This window comes from Microbulbifer flavimaris (genome assembly GCF_001641755.2).
In the GTDB taxonomy this organism is placed as follows: Bacteria; Pseudomonadota; Gammaproteobacteria; order Pseudomonadales; family Cellvibrionaceae; genus Microbulbifer; species Microbulbifer flavimaris.
Genome location: NZ_LRFG02000001.1, coordinates 400,325 through 415,479, shown reverse-complemented (window position 1 = coordinate 415,479; position 15,155 = coordinate 400,325). Strand labels below are relative to the sequence as shown.

At 59.1% G+C, this 15,155-nt stretch carries 14 protein-coding genes and 2 tRNA genes; 1 reads left to right on the top strand and 15 read right to left on the bottom strand.

What is annotated here, in order from left to right:
* Positions 1 to 68 precede the first annotated feature (68 nt).
* The 6 genes from rplT to uvrB form a co-directional block, all read right to left on the bottom strand.
* The gene (rplT, locus tag AWR36_RS01890) at positions 69 to 428 is read right to left on the bottom strand and encodes a 50S ribosomal protein L20 (protein ID WP_067080150.1); all 360 of its coding nucleotides are present in this window, start codon (positions 426 to 428) and stop codon (positions 69 to 71) included.
* A gap of 36 nt (positions 429 to 464) precedes the next feature.
* Entirely contained in the window at positions 465 to 662 is a 198-nt protein-coding gene (gene rpmI, locus AWR36_RS01885) for a 50S ribosomal protein L35 (protein ID WP_067080149.1), read from the bottom strand.
* 147 nt (positions 663 to 809) lie between these two features.
* Entirely contained in the window at positions 810 to 1,349 is a 540-nt protein-coding gene (infC, locus tag AWR36_RS01880; protein WP_231745246.1) for a translation initiation factor IF-3, read from the bottom strand.
* 25 nt (positions 1,350 to 1,374) lie between these two features.
* Positions 1,375 to 3,309 carry a threonine--tRNA ligase gene (gene thrS, locus AWR36_RS01875; RefSeq protein WP_067080145.1) on the bottom strand — a complete coding sequence of 645 codons (1,935 nt, stop codon included), beginning with the start codon at positions 3,307 to 3,309 and terminating at the stop codon, positions 1,375 to 1,377.
* Between the two features lie 133 nt (positions 3,310 to 3,442).
* A tRNA-Val gene (locus AWR36_RS01870) sits at positions 3,443 to 3,519 on the bottom strand.
* A gap of 138 nt (positions 3,520 to 3,657) precedes the next feature.
* Positions 3,658 to 5,670 (bottom strand): excinuclease ABC subunit UvrB, encoded by a 2,013-nt coding sequence (gene uvrB / locus AWR36_RS01865; RefSeq protein ID WP_067081773.1) that lies wholly within the window; start codon positions 5,668 to 5,670, stop codon positions 3,658 to 3,660.
* A gap of 254 nt (positions 5,671 to 5,924) precedes the next feature.
* Here uvrB and AWR36_RS01860 point away from each other — a divergent pair.
* Positions 5,925 to 6,000, top strand: a tRNA-Asn gene (locus tag AWR36_RS01860).
* 205 nt (positions 6,001 to 6,205) lie between these two features.
* On the opposite strand, the gene AWR36_RS01855 is transcribed toward AWR36_RS01860, so the two are convergent.
* From AWR36_RS01855 to rpsA, 9 genes are all read right to left on the bottom strand, one after another.
* Positions 6,206 to 8,167, bottom strand: a complete 1,962-nt coding sequence (locus AWR36_RS01855) for a polysaccharide biosynthesis protein (RefSeq protein ID WP_067080143.1) — start codon at positions 8,165 to 8,167, stop codon at positions 6,206 to 6,208.
* 63 nt (positions 8,168 to 8,230) lie between these two features.
* A complete protein-coding gene (locus AWR36_RS01850) occupies positions 8,231 to 9,133 on the bottom strand; it encodes an MraY family glycosyltransferase (protein ID WP_141398453.1) in 903 nt (300 codons plus the stop codon).
* Complete coding sequence (locus AWR36_RS01845) at positions 9,130 to 10,056, bottom strand: NAD-dependent epimerase/dehydratase family protein (RefSeq protein ID WP_082679335.1); 927 nt, start codon at positions 10,054 to 10,056, stop codon at positions 9,130 to 9,132. Before AWR36_RS01845 ends, AWR36_RS01850 begins: the two co-directional genes overlap by 4 nt.
* A 101-nt stretch (positions 10,057 to 10,157) precedes the next feature.
* Positions 10,158 to 10,466, bottom strand: a complete 309-nt coding sequence (locus AWR36_RS01840) for a ComEA family DNA-binding protein (RefSeq protein ID WP_067104412.1) — start codon at positions 10,464 to 10,466, stop codon at positions 10,158 to 10,160.
* A 133-nt stretch (positions 10,467 to 10,599) separates the two neighbouring features.
* Positions 10,600 to 11,307, bottom strand: a complete 708-nt coding sequence (gene pyrF, locus AWR36_RS01835; RefSeq protein WP_067080136.1) for an orotidine-5'-phosphate decarboxylase — start codon at positions 11,305 to 11,307, stop codon at positions 10,600 to 10,602.
* A gap of 65 nt (positions 11,308 to 11,372) precedes the next feature.
* On the bottom strand, positions 11,373 to 12,566 hold the full coding sequence (gene lapB / locus AWR36_RS01830; RefSeq protein WP_067080133.1) for a lipopolysaccharide assembly protein LapB: 1,194 nt from the start codon (positions 12,564 to 12,566) through the stop codon (positions 11,373 to 11,375).
* A gap of 1 nt (position 12,567) precedes the next feature.
* Positions 12,568 to 12,876, bottom strand: a complete 309-nt coding sequence (locus tag AWR36_RS01825; RefSeq protein WP_231745210.1) for a LapA family protein — start codon at positions 12,874 to 12,876, stop codon at positions 12,568 to 12,570.
* 101 nt (positions 12,877 to 12,977) lie between these two features.
* Positions 12,978 to 13,286 (bottom strand): integration host factor subunit beta, encoded by a 309-nt coding sequence (ihfB, locus tag AWR36_RS01820; protein WP_067080131.1) that lies wholly within the window; start codon positions 13,284 to 13,286, stop codon positions 12,978 to 12,980.
* A 142-nt stretch (positions 13,287 to 13,428) separates the two neighbouring features.
* Entirely contained in the window at positions 13,429 to 15,108 is a 1,680-nt protein-coding gene (rpsA, locus tag AWR36_RS01815; RefSeq protein ID WP_067080128.1) for a 30S ribosomal protein S1, read from the bottom strand.
* Positions 15,109 to 15,155: the final 47 nt, after the last annotated feature.

Here is a 15,155-nt window from a genome sequence, read left to right as displayed (position 1 = left end):
AAATAGGGAAGGACTTTACAGCCCTTCCCTATCTTTAATAGCGCTCAGTCTTTCAACTGAAAGACGACTTAAGCTGCCAGGGCTGCCTTGGCTTTTTCCACTACGGCAGCAAAAGCGGCTTTATCGTACACAGCCAGGTCGGCCAGGACACGACGGTCCAGGGCGATGTCGGCTTTCTTCAGACCAGCGATCAGGCGGCTGTAACTCAGGCCTTCAGCGCGGGACTGTGCGTTGATGCGGGTGATCCACAGCTGACGGAAGTTACGCTTCTTGACACGACGGTCGCGGTAAGCGTACTGACCAGCTTTGATAACAGCCTGCTTGGCAACGCGGAATACGCGGGAACGCGCACCGTAGTAGCCTTTGGCCTGCTTCAGAATCTTCTTGTGACGACGACGCGCCTCTACACCACGTTTTACACGGGCCATAACTCTATCCTCTTAACTCTTTGCGATTGGAGCCAATTACTTGGCGCGCAGCATACGATCGACCAGGGTGGCATCAGACTTGTTCATAGTCGTGGTGCCGCGCAGCTGACGCTTACGCTTGGTGGTCATCTTGGTGAGGATGTGGCTCTTGTTAGCGTGCTTGTGCTTGTAGCCTGCAGCCGTCTTCTTGAAGCGCTTGGCAGCGCCGCTGTGAGTCTTTGCTTTGGTCGGCATTTTGTACTCCAGTTTTGATTAAGGTCACCTGCTGGCAGGTGCCCGGTCGGTATTGGCCGCCGGCTTGGCGGCGGCATTAAGGGAGTGAGGAGGCAGCCGTCGCCCAATCACTTCCCTGAGCAGACCCGGAAATCGCTTCCCGAAGCCTTACTTCTTCTTTTTGGTGGGCGCGATGACCATGATCATCTGGCGGCCTTCCATCTTCGGCCGCTGCTCCACCGTACCCAGCTCCTCGAGATCTTTCTCGATGCGCTGCATCATTTCCATCCCCAGCTCCTGGTGGGCCATCTCACGGCCACGGAAGCGCAGGGAAATCTTGGCCTTGTCCCCGGCTTCGAGGAAGCGGGTCAGGTTGCGCAGCTTGATGTTGTAGTCCCCGATATCGGTACCGGGGCGGAACTTCATCTCTTTGATTTGCTGCTGCTTCTGCTTCTTCTTGGCAGCATTTTTGGCCTTCTTGGCTTCAAAAATGTGCTTTCCGTAGTCCATGATCTTACAGACTATCGGATCTGAATCCGGCGCGATTTCAACGAGATCCAGACTGGCCTGCTGAGCGAGATCAAGCGCTTCATCCAGGGAAACAATCCCCACCTGTTCGCCGTCGGCGCCGATCAGGCGTACCTGTGATGCCTCAATCTGATCATTAATGCGGGCCTTCTTGGACCGTCCCTTGCTGTCTCGTTTAATAGCTATCGTCTCCAGTTACCAATAATCAATCGCGAGAATCTTCAATAGCAGTACGGCCGCGACGGCTGACATCCTGCTCAAGGATCTCCAGGAACGACTCGAAAGTCATGGTTCCGAGGTCCTCTCCGCTACGTGTCCGCACGGCGACCGTCTGGTTCTCTACTTCCTTATCGCCGATGACCAGCAGATAAGGGACACGCTGAAGCGTGTGCTCGCGGATTTTAAAGCCGATCTTCTCGTTTCTCAAGTCGGCTGCAGCGCGGTAGTTCAGCGCCCCGAGATGCTGCTCCAGATTGCGGCAGTAGTCCGCCTGGCGATCGGTGATGTTCAGTACCGCCACCTGCTGGGGTGCCAGCCAGGTGGGGAAGGCACCCTCGTAGTTCTCGATGAGGATGCCGATGAAGCGCTCAAAAGAGCCCAGAGCCGCGCGATGCAGCATCACCGGGGTCTGACGGGAGCCATCTTCGGCCACAAACTGGGCGTCCAGGCGGCCCGGCATGGAGAAATCCACCTGAATGGTGCCGCACTGCCATACGCGCCCCAGACAATCCTTGAGGGAGAACTCGATCTTGGGCCCGTAGAAGGCACCCTCGCCCGGCAGCTCCTCCCAGGGCAGACCGGCGGCATCCAGGGCGTCGGCCAGGGCCTTCTCGGCCTTGTCCCAGCTCTCATCGGACCCTACCCGCTGCTCCGGGCGGGTCGAGAGGCGGTAGATCACCTCCTCAAAACCGAAATCCTTGTAGACCGCGTGCAGCAGGTCCATGAAGTCGGACACTTCCGACTGAATCTGGTCTTCGGTACAGAAGATGTGACCATCATCCTGCACAAAGCCACGCACACGCATCAGGCCGTGCAGGGAGCCGGAGGGCTCACTGCGGTGGCAGGAACCGAATTCCGCCAGGCGCAGGGGCAGATCGCGGTAGCTGCGCAGGCCCTGGTTGAATACCTGCACGTGGCAGGGGCAGTTCATGGGCTTGATGGCGAACTGGCGCTCCTCACTAGTCAGCGAGAACATGTCGTCGCCAAACTTGTCCGCATGTCCGGACTTCTCCCACAGGGTGAAGTCCACCAGCTGTGGTGTCTTGATCTCCCTGTAGCCGGCCTTGCGCTGGCGATCGCGCATGTACTGCTCGATGGTGCTGTAGATAGTCCAGCCATTCGGGTGCCAGAACACCATGCCCGGCGCCTCTTCCTGAATATGGAACAGGTCGAACTTCTTGGCCAGCTTGCGGTGATCGCGCTTTTCCGCCTCTTCGATGCGGCGCAGGTAGGCCTTGAGATCTTTCTTGTTACCCCAGGCGGTGCCGTAAACACGGGTCAGCATCTCGTTGCTGGCATCACCGCGCCAATAAGCGCCGGCCACTTTGGTCAGCTTGAACGCCTTCAGGCGGCCGGTGGACGGCACGTGCGGGCCGCGGCAGAGATCCTCGAAATCCCCCTGGCGATAGAGGGAGATATCCTCTTCAGTAGGGATATCGGCGATGATCTGCGCCTTGTACTCCTCGCCCATATCGCGGAAGTATTGCACCGCCTCTTTACGCGGCATCAGGCGGCGACTGACGGGGATATCTTCCTTGGCCAGCTCCTCCATGCGCTTTTCGATCTTCTCCAGATCTTCCGGCGTAAACTGGCGCTCATAAGCGAAATCGTAGTAGAAGCCGTCCTCGATCACGGGGCCGATAGTGACCTGGGCACCCGGGTACAGCTGCTTGACCGCCTGGGCCAGCAGGTGCGCGGCAGAATGACGGATGATTTCCAGTCCTTCCGGCTGGCGGTCGGTGATGATTGCCAGCTGGGCATCTTTGTCGATCAGGTAGCTGGTGTCGACTTCTTTGCCGTCCACCACACCGCCAAGCGCAGCCTTGGCCAGGCCGGGACCGATATCGGCAGCCACATCGTGAACGCTAACAGCTTCGGAAAAGACGCGATGAGAACCATCGGGGAGAGTAACAACAGGCATTGTCTGTCCTTCTATCAGTGGCGATCCCTACGAAAGACCGCGTGATTAACTGCCCGAAGGAGAGTCTGCCTTGCGGGCAGTGGCCCAGTCTATGGGCCAGAAAAAACCCGGCGCGATGCGCCGGGCAAGAATCTGGTAGACCCGAGCAGATTTGAACTGCTGACCTCTGCCATGTCAAGGCAGCGCTCTAACCAACTGAGCTACGGGTCTGGAGGCTTGCAGCGGGAGCACCCTGCTGCAGAGGACGCGAACTTTAGCACCCGTTTTCAGTGTTTTCAACAACTTAGTGAAACCCAAAACCAAAAAAATTCGCGCCAACCTCAGGGAGCTGACAGCCTCCAGTCGCGGCTATTGCGGCCCCTCTTTCAGGCGGGTGATTTCATCGCGCAACTTGGCCGCCTCCTCGAACTCCAGGTTCTTGGCGTGGTTATACATCTGCTCTTCCAGCGCCTCGACTTTCGCCCAGCGCTCCTTGTCGGATAGCGGCTCCGGCTGAGCCTTGTAAGCGCCCTGCCCCTCAGCCACCTTGCGCCGCCCCTTGACGGGAACCCCCGGGGCAATCGCGCCCTCCATGATATCCGCCACGCTCTTGCGAATACCCTTCGGGGTGATGCCGTGCTCCCGGTTGTGCTCCAGCTGTTTATCACGACGGCGCTGGGTTTCATCCAGCGCCCGGCGCATGGAGTTCGTCACCTTGTCAGCATAGAGGATCGCGCGCCCCTCCAGGTTACGGGCCGCCCGACCGATGGTCTGGATGAGCGAACGATCCGAGCGCAGGAAGCCCTCCTTGTCCGCATCGAAAATGGCAACCAGGGCCACCTCCGGCATATCCAGCCCCTCACGGAGGAGGTTGATGCCCACCAGCACATCGAACTCACCGATACGCAGGTCCCGGATGATTTCCACGCGCTCCACGGTGTCGATATCCGAATGCAGATAGCGAACCCTTACGCCGCTCTCGCTGAGGTACTCGGTGAGATCTTCGGCCATGCGCTTGGTGAGCACGGTAATAAGAACGCGCTGCTCGGCCTCGACACAGCGGTGAATTTCCGACAGACAGTCGTCCACCTGGGTGGAAGCGGGTCGCACTTCCACCACCGGGTCCACCAACCCTGTCGGGCGCACCACCTGCTCCACTACGGCTCCGGCATGCTCCTCTTCGTAAGGGCCCGGCGTGGCGGAAACAAAAATCGTCTGCGGCGCCAGCCTCTCCCACTCCTCAAACTTGAGCGGTCGGTTATCCAGAGCCGACGGCAGGCGGAAGCCGTATTCCACCAGTGTCTCCTTTCGCGAGCGGTCGCCGCGATACATGCCGCCGATCTGGGGCACAGTCACATGGCTCTCGTCGATAAAGAGCAACGCGTCGTGGGGAAAATAATCGAACAGCGTGGGGGGCGGCTGCCCGGCCCCGCGCCCGGACAGGTAACGGGAATAGTTCTCGACGCCGTTGCAGTAGCCCAGCTCCTGCATCATCTCCAGATCGTACTTGGTGCGCTGCTCCAGGCGCTGGGCCTCGACCAGCTTGTCGTTGTCACGCAACTGCTTGAGGCGCTCGCGCAACTCCTCCTTGATCTGGTCGATTGCGCTCACCACCGTCTCCCGCGGCGTCACGTAGTGCGACTTGGGGAAGATGGTAATGCGCGGTACTTTTCTCAGCACTTCCCCGGTCAGCGGGTCAAACAGGGTTAGTTCTTCGATCTCCTCGTCGAAGAGCGACACCCGCACCGCCTCCAGGTCGGAGTCCGCCGGGTAGATGTCGATCACGTCCCCGCGCACCCGATAGGTAGCGCGACGAAAATCCGTATCATTGCGGGTGTACTGCAGTTCCGCCAGGCGACGCAGGATGGTGCGCTGATCCACCAGATCGCCGCGATCCAGATGCAGCACCATTTTCAGGTACTTATCCGGATCGCCCAGACCGTAGATGGCGGAAACAGTGGCCACCACAATGACATCCCGCCGTTCAATCAGCGCCTTGGTGGCCGAGAGCCGCATTTGCTCGATATGCTCGTTGACCGAGGCATCCTTCTCGATGAAGGTATCGGACGAGGGAACGTAAGCTTCCGGCTGGTAGTAGTCGTAGTAAGAGACAAAGTACTCGACGGCGTTCTTGGGGAAGAACTCCTTGAACTCACCGTAAAGCTGGGCCGCCAGGGTCTTGTTGTGAGCCATCACGATCGCGGGCCGCTGCAGGCGCTCGACGATGTTGGCCATGGTGAAGGTTTTACCGGACCCGGTCACACCCAGCAGGGTCTGGTGGCTCAAACCATCCTCGACCCCCTCCACCAGCGCCTCGATTGCAGACGGCTGGTCGCCTGCCGGTTTGTACTTACTGGCCACCTTGAAAGGGCGCGACTCCATAAACTTCCACCGCTTGTGATCCTTGGGCAATCCGGGATTGTAGGCCCTGCCCTCGCCCCCCACAAATCACTGCGACCCCGGCGACCGTACCGTCCACGTTGAATTGGGCGCCTTTTTGATCAAGTCGGTCAAAAAAAGTAATGCCTGACAAATCAATAAGTTAAAGTGCAAAAAAGGGGTTGACGACCCCGGGGGCCGCCTATAATATACGCGCCATCTGAACGGCACGGCACACAAGCCCGCCGCTAAGAAATTCCGCCTTAGCTCAGTTGGTAGAGCAAATGACTGTTAATCATTGGGTCGCTGGTTCGAGCCCAGCAGGCGGAGCCAAATACGAAAGCCCCTAGCTAAAGCTAGGGGCTTTTTTGTTTGCGGTCCCACTGACCGGATAAAGCAAACACCTTCGACGGCACATCCAGTGTTCAGCCCAACGCCAACAATCTATGGTTGGTGAACGGAGAAACCAGATAGCAAAAAGGCCCCCCAACGAGAGCTGAGGGGCCTTTTTATTTGAGGGGGGGGATCAAACTGGAGCTCATCCTGTTTCGGTGTCCCGCGCTGTCGGCAGGCGCTCAACCTGGCCCGTGCGCGGCAGTGCTTTCGGCTGTCGCTGCTGAGCCCAGACTGCGTCCACCAAATGTTGCTTCGGCGCATAATCCTGGACCGCCTCCCGCAGAACCCGGTGCACCTCCTCACAGTCGTGCCTGACACAGGCCTCTCGCAGCTCACCAACCAGTACCTGCAACCGCTCGCTAGTGAGCCGCTCTTCCTCGGCTCGCATAATCATGGGGTGATCAGTGCCAGCAACACTGTCTCCCAGCAGCAACTCCTCATAGAGCTTTTCACCCGGGCGCAGACCCGTGACCTGGATCTCGATGTCCCCCTCAGGGTTCTCCTCGTCCCGGACCGTATGCCCCATAATCTGAATCAGGCGGCGGGCCAGGTCATAGATACGCACCGGCTCGCCCATGTCCAGCACAAACACCTCGCCATTGCGCCCCATACTGCCCGCCTGGAGCACCAGCTGGGCAGCCTCGGGAATAGTCATAAAGTAGCGGGTGACTTTGGGATGGGTGACAGTAACCGGCCCACCCGCATTAATCTGGTCCGTAAACAGCGGAATCACCGAGCCCGAGGAGCCCAGTACGTTGCCGAACCGCACCATACAGACCCGCGTGCGGCCAAAACGCCGACCGAAATCCTGGCAGATCAGCTCCGCAAAGCGCTTGGTCGCCCCCATGACATTGGTGGGGCGCACCGCCTTATCAGTGGAGATGAGCACAAATTGCTCCACCCCAAATGCCTCGGCCGCCTCCAGCACCGCCAGGGTACCGAGGATATTGTTCTCCGCTCCGAGGACGACATTCTGCTCAACGAGGGGCACGTGTTTATAGGCCGCGGCATGGTAAATGGTCTGGACCGAGAAGCTCTCGATAATCTCTGCCATCCGCGCGCGATCCCGCACATCACCCAGCAGCGTCGTCACAGGGACCTGCAATCCTTCGTCCTGCTGGATCTGGTAAAGCTCACGCTCGATCTGATAGATCGCATATTCGGAGGACTCCACCAGAACGAGGTGGACCGGCGCCCACTGGACAATCTGCCGACACAGCTCGGAACCAATGGAGCCGCCCGCACCCGTCACCAGTACGGTCTTGCCACTGATGGAGGACGCAACCAGCGATCTCTCCGGTTCCACCGGCGCCCGCCCCAAAACGTTTTCGTAAATCTGCGAAACATCGGCGGTGCCCCGCCCCGCTCCATCGACCAGCTCCTCCAGCCCCGGGATTACCTTGACCACCAGCCCTCTGTCGCGCAGCCCCTTGGTAATTTCCCGGCGCCGCCGCTTGGGCACAGCCGGCATGGCAAGGAGGATCTCGGAGATATCGCGCTCTGCGACGATATCGAGGATATCGCCCGGGTTGTAGACCAGCACGCCGTCAATCAGGGTGTTCTGCTTGGAGGCATTGTCGTCGAAGAAAGCTACCGGCTTGTAGACCTCCCCGTGCACCAGTGCTTTATACAGCTGCAGCCCCGCCGTGCCGGCTCCGTAGATGGCGACCCGGGTCTTGTGGATTTCCAGGGCCATCTGGTAATAGATCCGCACCAGCCAGCGGGACCCACCGACAGCAATCAGGGCAAAGCACCAGTAGATAACGGGGACCGAACGGGGAACACCCGCATAGGTAAGATAGGAAGCCACCGCCAGCACCACCGCGGACGCGGTCACACCCTGGAGCACAGCGACCAATGCCTGCTGCCCCATATAGCGAATGACGGTGCGATACAGGCCGAGGCGAAGGAAAATAAAACTGCTTGAGCCAAGAGTGAACGCGAGGCAGAGCAGCACCTCTCTCTCCATGAGCTGGGAGGTACTGTTCCACCGGATCGTCATCGCGGAGACGAAGGCAACAGTCAGCATCAGCAGGTCGAAACCCACCATCAGCGCCGGCTTGTAGTTTTTATGCACTGTGCGCATGACTCGCTTCACAGCCATCCCCCGTTTGGTTATCCCTCACTTCGCCCCCAGTAGCGAAGTTACTCCTCAATCAGGCCTTTTTCAGGCCAACCCTACTGCTACAGCAGACAGCGCCATCACTGACGCCAACCCCATCACTGTAAATTCCACCAACAAGGCACGACGCACCCCAAATCGCAGCGCAGCCCGCTGGTACCAGTGCTCCCGGTGGGCCTCCCACCAGCGCTGGCCACTCAACACCCGCCTCGCCAGAGTCACTGTTGCGTCCAGCCAGAAAGGCGAAAATGCAATGAGCGGCACCAGCAGGCCAAAAACCCCCTCCAGCCAGCCGTACAGACTGATAGCAAAAGCGGCCAGCCCAAGCGTCGTGGAACCAGCATCCCCCAGGAAGATGCGAGCAGGCGGCCAATTGTAACGCAGGAACACCAGTGCACAGACAACCAAAAGCGCACAGATTCCCGCCAACTCGCCATGACCGCGCCAAGCACTCACTAGACCGAGGGTCGCAAACCCGAAAACAGTCATGCTGCCGGCGAAACCGTCCATGCCATCCATAAAATTGTACAGGTTAATCACCCAGACCCCGCCGATCAGCAGGAATGGATACCACCACCAGCTCAGCGTCTCTGGAAGCGCAAGCAACAGAAGCGAAACCGAGAGCAAATGCACCGCAAATCGCACGCGGGCGGACACGCTGCGAAGATCATCCACGGCGGAAACAGCAATCAGCAGAAAAAAAGCCGCGGCAAGCGCCGGCACAAAGGCCAGCGGGCTGGCGGCCAGAGCGGCCGCCATGCCGGCAATCATTGCCCAGCCGCCGGTGCGCGGCACCGGCGCAGAGTGGAGGGAGCGGTGATTGGGCACATCCAGCGCGAATTCGAACAGCTTGGACAACAGCAACCCAATAGTGCCCAGACTCACCGCTGCCGCCAACACCATCGGCAGGCCCCAGTCGGCCAAGGGCAGCCCCTCTGTACCCGTCACACTCCACCTCGTAAATAATCGCTATAGCGCGCATGGGCCCGCCAATGCAGGGCCGCTCGAAGACGCGCTGCACTATAGAGCTCACACCGCTCTACCTCAAGAAGGCGGCGAGCAGCCGGCAAAGAAGCCAACGGACGCAGCGGGGAGAGCAACCAGCGCGTCAGCCTTCGACTTGTCCGGATTTGACGACCACTAAGGGCTGAGGCAATCGAGCCGACATCGTAAAAACGAGGCTCTGCAGCGATGTAAACCTGGCGATCACACAGAGAATTCCCTGCTACAGCCAGGATGGCCGCCACAAGATCGTCGATGTGCACCACCGTGCGTCTGCCGCTTGACGGCAACACGGTCAAACTGCGGCCCAATAACCGCAAGAGAGAATGTATTTTTCCAGCGCTGTTACTTGCCTGGACACCAGACTGGGCGTCACCGTAGACCACCGCCGGCCGAATCACGTTGACTCGGCATGTACCGCGCGTTGAGAGGATATGCTGCTCGGCACACCATTTGCTGTGACCATAGGCATCCGTCGCCGGCTGGCCAGTAGTTTCGCAGGCGATCACCCCGGCAGGAGGTGTCAGCGCCTTCACGCTGGAGAGATAAGTAAAGGAGTTGGCCGCGGCCGCTTCAGCCACACGCAAAATCGCCAGCGGGCACTCGCAATTTAACCTCTTTGCCAATTCCGGAGAACGCTCACAGCTTTTGCGGCTGGCGAGTCCCCCTGCGTAAACGACGTTATCTCCCGGGCGGAGGAGAGCGTCGAAGTCGGTGACTTCAGCCAAATCCACGGTGCGATGGTCACAGCCATCGGGCCCACTTTTGGCTCGGGAGACAGAAATGACGGTGTCCCCCTGAGCGACGAGCTGCTTGCAGAGGGCAGAACCAATATACCCAGTGCCGCCAAAAACCACCCATCGCGCCATTTGTCTTATACACCCTTCTGTACTTTGAAAGTTCCAGATCCAATATGCGGACACTAGCCGACCGCTCCGCCGGGAACTGCCGACTGTGTCCGCTTTACGCCCTACAGCTGAATCCGGGCGCGGTTCTTATCCAGGGTCGCCATACCGACCCCCTTCACCTCGAGCAGTTGCTCCACCGAGGAAAACGGTCCGTGCTCCTCGCGATACTGGACAATCTCCCTGGCGCGCACCTCGCCGACACCAACAAGCTTTTCCGCCAGCTCCTCGGCGGTGGCGCTATTCAGGTTGACGGTGACCGAGGCCATCTCGACATCCTTGGCCTGGCCATCCTCTGCGAAAGCGCCGGCGCCCGACAGGGCGAGGAAGAATGCGGTAACGATGGCGATCAGTGGTAAACGAAGGGCTTTCATAAGCTGACTCCCAATGACGTTGTGGTTCGTTATTGTGACGTCGGGACTGCTTCTACTTCCCCAAACGCGCCCACTCTACCAGCTTGACGCGACCGCTGGGGCGCCAATTGATTACACGCCATTACAGGTCAGATCAGCTTCCAAGCTCAGCTATGATTTTCTCCAGGGCCGCCACCGGGTCCGGGGCAGCGGTAATCGGACGGCCGATGACCAGGTAGGTGGATCCCCACTCCAGGGCCTGGGCCGGGGTAACGATCCGTCGCTGATCGTCCGCCGCCGATCCCTCAGGGCGAATCCCCGGTGTCACCAGGGCGAAGTCCTGGCCACACTCAGCGCGCAGGGTTTCAGCCTCCTGCGCGGAGCACACGACACCGTCCAGACCACTGGCCTTCGCCAGCGCTGCCAACGCCTGTACCTGCTCCCGCAGCGGTCGGGTAACGCCGGCCTCTGCCAGCTCCTCCGGTGCCGTGCTGGTCAGGACTGTCACCCCGATCAACAGTGGACGCTGATCGCCGAAGGGCTCAAGTGCCTCGCCAGCCGCCTTCATCATGCGCGAGCCCCCGCTGGCGTGTACGTTCACCATCCACACTCCCAGCTCAGCTGCCGCGCGCACCGCCGCGGCCACTGTGTTGGGGATATCATGAAACTTGAGATCCAGAAAAACTTCGAAACCTTTACTCACCAGTTGCCGCACGACGTCGGGGCCGGCAATCGTGAACAGTTCCTTGCCAACTTTCACCCGACAGAGCGCCGGATCCAGCTTTTCCGCCATCGCCAGGGCAGCTTCAGCGTTATCGTAATCCAGTGCAACGATGACCGGGGATGAGACTTTGTCTTGCAAGGAGATACCTCTCTGGTGCGGGATAAAGCAATTCAGTTGTGTCTGTGGGTAGCGATCACCGGTGCCTATTCGCCTTCGACACCTTTCACCGACCGCACAGTGTCCCAGCTCTTGCAGCTGGGACAGAGCCAGTGGAGCTGGTTGCCGGAGAAGCCGCAATTGCTGCAACGATAGTGGGGGCGACTGGCAATCAACTGGTCTACCAGGGTCTTCAGCAGCGAGAGATTCTCCCGCGCCCTGCCCTGGGTGCTATCGATATGCAGGTCGAGAAAGTGCCCGAGGCCACGTAATGACGGCCGCAGGGCCAGCTGTTTACCCATAAAAGCGGCAGCCTCTGCCTCACTGCGCTGCTGGTGGATGCGCTCGGTCAGAGCGATCAGCACGCTATTGGAAGGATGCTCGCGCAACAGGGCTTCAAGGTAAGTGTCCAGCCCCGCCTCATCCCCGACTGCCTCGTAGCTAGTAATCAGCAGATCCAGAATCTCGGGAATATAGTCCGGGTTCTGTTTGGGAATCCTCTGCAGGACTTTGATCGCCTCTTGTGGGCGACCGAGCTGGTACTCCAGCCTGCCCCATAGCAGGCAGGCCCGCACCGAGTTGCGGTCGTAACCCAGCGCCGAGTCGATATGCTTGCGGGCGCTGAGGTAGTCCTTGCCGGAAATTGCCTCCTCGGCCAGTTCACAGCAGAAGTGCGCCTGTACCGGCGCCCACTCAGAGGAGAGCCGCTTGAAGCGACGGCCGTGCAGGAGGTTCACTGCATGAATGGCCTTGGCCCATTCGCGCTCATCCCGGTAGACCTCGACCAGGTGCTCCAGACTGGTATTGCGCAGGTCCGATGATGTTTCCACCAGCTCCTGCAGCAACCGCTCTGCCCGATCCAGCCAGCCGGCGGCGATATAGTCCCGGGCCAGTTCCAGCTGGGCTTTTTGCTGGCTGGCCCGCGCCAGGCTGGGCCGCGCCAGCAGGTTCTGGTGCACACGTATCGCCTGATCGTGCTCGCCGCGCTTGCGCAGCAGGTTCCCCAGCGCAAGGTGCGTGTCAAAGGTAGCGCTGCTGACTTCCAGCGAATCGATAAACTTGTCGATGGCGTCACCGTGACGCTCATTGAGGAGATAGTTGAGCCCCTGGGCATAAGAACGTGCCAGCGACTGCTGCTGCTCGCTGCAGTCCGGCTTCTTTTTCTTGACACTCCTGCGCCCGAGCAACCACCCAATGGCAATGGCGGCAAGCAGGAAGAAGAAGAAAGTGAGATCGGCCAAGTTAGTCTCCGGAGACCTTGCGACGCACCGTGTAGAGTTCCTGTTCAGTGCGATGCAACTGGCGCTCCAGCCCTCGAGCCCGCCGGCGCTCGCCGTAGAAAGGCAGCAGACTGACAATAAAGCCGAGCAACACACCGACCAACAGCGCGCCGATCAACCAGAAGCCCACACTGCCCTCCGGCATGGCATGCCCGATAAAGCTGGGTGTGATCAGCTGAGGATTGTCCACCGCGAAGTAGACGCCAATGGCAATACAGAGAAGTGCCAGCACGCCGTAAAAAAGACGCAATAACCAGCGTAAGAAAGACAAGGTCGACCTCCACCTGCAGGAAGGAGTGATTCTCTCAGAACTTTAGCCCGGCCAAAACCTCTGGCAGGCCATCGGAGTCGTCGCCGTCGGGAGGCGGCGCATCATACCTCGGTTACCGTCTCGTCTTGCATGCTCCGGTTCACCCGGTCACGCAGTTCCTTACCCGGCTTGAAATGGGGCACATACTTGCCCGCCAGCTGCACCGCATCCCCGGTCTTGGGGTTGCGCCCGGTGCGCGGTGCCCGGTAATGCAGGGAAAAACTGCCAAAGCCGCGAATCTCGATGCGCTCCCCCTGGGAGAGGACATCGGACATGGAATCCAACATCACTTTGACGGCCAGCTCCACATCCTTCACTGGCAGCTGGTCCAGCCTCAACGCGATCCTTTCGATCAGTTCGGACTTGGTCATGCGCCCCGCAACCTTGTGTAAGTCATTGATTATTCTAGATTAGAGCGGCAATCATCTAATAGAAAGCCGGACTGGGCAACCCCGGTCCGGCTTTCGAATTACCCCAGACAATCAATCTGGGGCTTGTAACAACGAAAAACTATCAGTCCTTGTTGTTCATCTGGGCCTTGATCAGGTCACCGATAGTCGCCGGCTGAACCTGCTCAGCCTGCTTCTTGCTGTGATCCTTCATGGCCTGCTTCTCGTCTTCCTGATCTTTGGACTTGATGGACAGGCTGATCACGCGGTTCTTGCGATCCACGCTGGTGATCTTGGCCTCGACCTCTTCGCCTTCTTTCAGGACATTGCGAGCGTCTTCCACCTTGTCGCGGCTGATTTCGGATGCGCGCAGAACACCTTCCACTTCGTCCGCCAGGGTGATGACCGCCTGCTTGGCGTCAACTTCCTTGATGGTACCGGTTACGATGGTACCGCGGTCGTTGGTGGCCACGTAGTCAGTGAACGGATCGGACTCCAGCTGCTTGATACCCAGGGAGATACGCTCACGGTCGGAGTCGATGCCCAGGATAACGGTCTCGATCTCGTCGCCCTTCTTGAACTTGCGCACGGCTTCTTCGCCGGCTTCGTTCCAGGAGATGTCGGACAGGTGTACCAGACCATCGATGCTGCCGTCCAGACCGATGAAGATACCGAAATCGGTGATGGACTTGATCTTACCGGAGATCTTGTCGCCCTTGGCGTATTTACGCGCGAAGGCATCCCACGGGTTTTCCTGGCACTGCTTGATACCCAGGGAGATACGACGACGCTCTTCGTCGATATCCAGGATCATTACCTCGATCTCGTCGCCAACAGACACAACCTTGGACGGGTGGATGTTTTTGTTGGTCCAGTCCATCTCGGAAACGTGTACCAGACCTTCCACACCTTCTTCCAGCTCGGCGAAACAGCCGTAGTCGGTCAGGTTGGTGACAGTCGCCTTGACGCGGCTGTTCTCCGGGTAACGCTGCTTGATGGATACCCAGGGATCCTCGCCCAGCTGCTTCAGGCCCAAGGATACACGGCTGCGCTCGCGGTCGAACTTCAGGACTTTTACGTCGATCTCGTCGCCAACGTTCACGATCTCGCTCGGGTGCTTGATGCGCTTCCAAGCCATATCGGTGATGTGCAGCAGGCCGTCGATACCACCCAGATCTACGAATGCACCGTAGTCGGTCAGGTTCTTGACGATACCCTTGATGGTCATGCCTTCCTGGAGGCTGGCCAGCAGAGCTTCGCGCTCTTCGCTGTTGGCAGCTTCCATTACAGCGCGGCGGGATACGACCACGTTGTTGCGCTTGGCGTCCAGCTTGATGACCTTGAACTCGAGCTCTTTGCCTTCCAGGTGCGCGGTGTCGCGAACCGGACGTACATCAACCAGGGAGCCCGGCAGGAATGCGCGGATGTTGGCAACGTCGACTGTGAAGCCACCCTTGACCTTGCCGCTGATAACACCCTTGACCACTTCGTCGGCAGCGTGTGCTGCGTCGAGGATCTTCCAGGCTTCAGCGCGCTTGGCCTTCTCGCGGGACAGACGGGTTTCACCGAAACCGTCTTCAACTGCTTCCAGGGCTACCTGTACTTCGTCGCCCACTTGCAGGTTCACTTCCCCATTTTCATCCAGGAACTGGGAAGCGGGGATAACGCCTTCAGACTTCAGGCCCGCGTGAACGGTCACCCAGTCTTTGTCCACGTCGATTACCACACCGGTCACAATGGAACCGGGGGCCATCTCTACGCTTTTCAGGCTCTCTTCAAATAAATCAGCAAAGCTCTCGCTCATTACATTACCTATATATATGGACTCAAGCCGGTGGCAACGTTGAAGTG

Coding starts and splice junctions, on each gene's coding strand:
- rplT (WP_067080150.1), bottom strand. CDS start 428: ATGGCCCGTGTAAAACGTGGTGTAGAGGCGCGTCGTCGTCACAAGAAG.
- rpmI (WP_067080149.1), bottom strand. CDS start 662: ATGCCGACCAAAGCAAAGACTCACAGCGGCGCTGCCAAGCGCTTCAAG.
- thrS (WP_067080145.1), bottom strand. CDS start 3,309: ATGCCTGTTGTTACTCTCCCCGATGGTTCTCATCGCGTCTTTTCCGAA.
- uvrB (WP_067081773.1), bottom strand. CDS start 5,670: ATGGAGTCGCGCCCTTTCAAGGTGGCCAGTAAGTACAAACCGGCAGGC.
- AWR36_RS01855 (WP_067080143.1), bottom strand. CDS start 8,167: ATGGCTGTGAAGCGAGTCATGCGCACAGTGCATAAAAACTACAAGCCG.
- AWR36_RS01845 (WP_082679335.1), bottom strand. CDS start 10,056: ATGGCGCGATGGGTGGTTTTTGGCGGCACTGGGTATATTGGTTCTGCC.
- AWR36_RS01840 (WP_067104412.1), bottom strand. CDS start 10,466: ATGAAAGCCCTTCGTTTACCACTGATCGCCATCGTTACCGCATTCTTC.
- ihfB (WP_067080131.1), bottom strand. CDS start 13,286: ATGACCAAGTCCGAACTGATCGAAAGGATCGCGTTGAGGCTGGACCAG.
- rpsA (WP_067080128.1), bottom strand. CDS start 15,108: ATGAGCGAGAGCTTTGCTGATTTATTTGAAGAGAGCCTGAAAAGCGTA.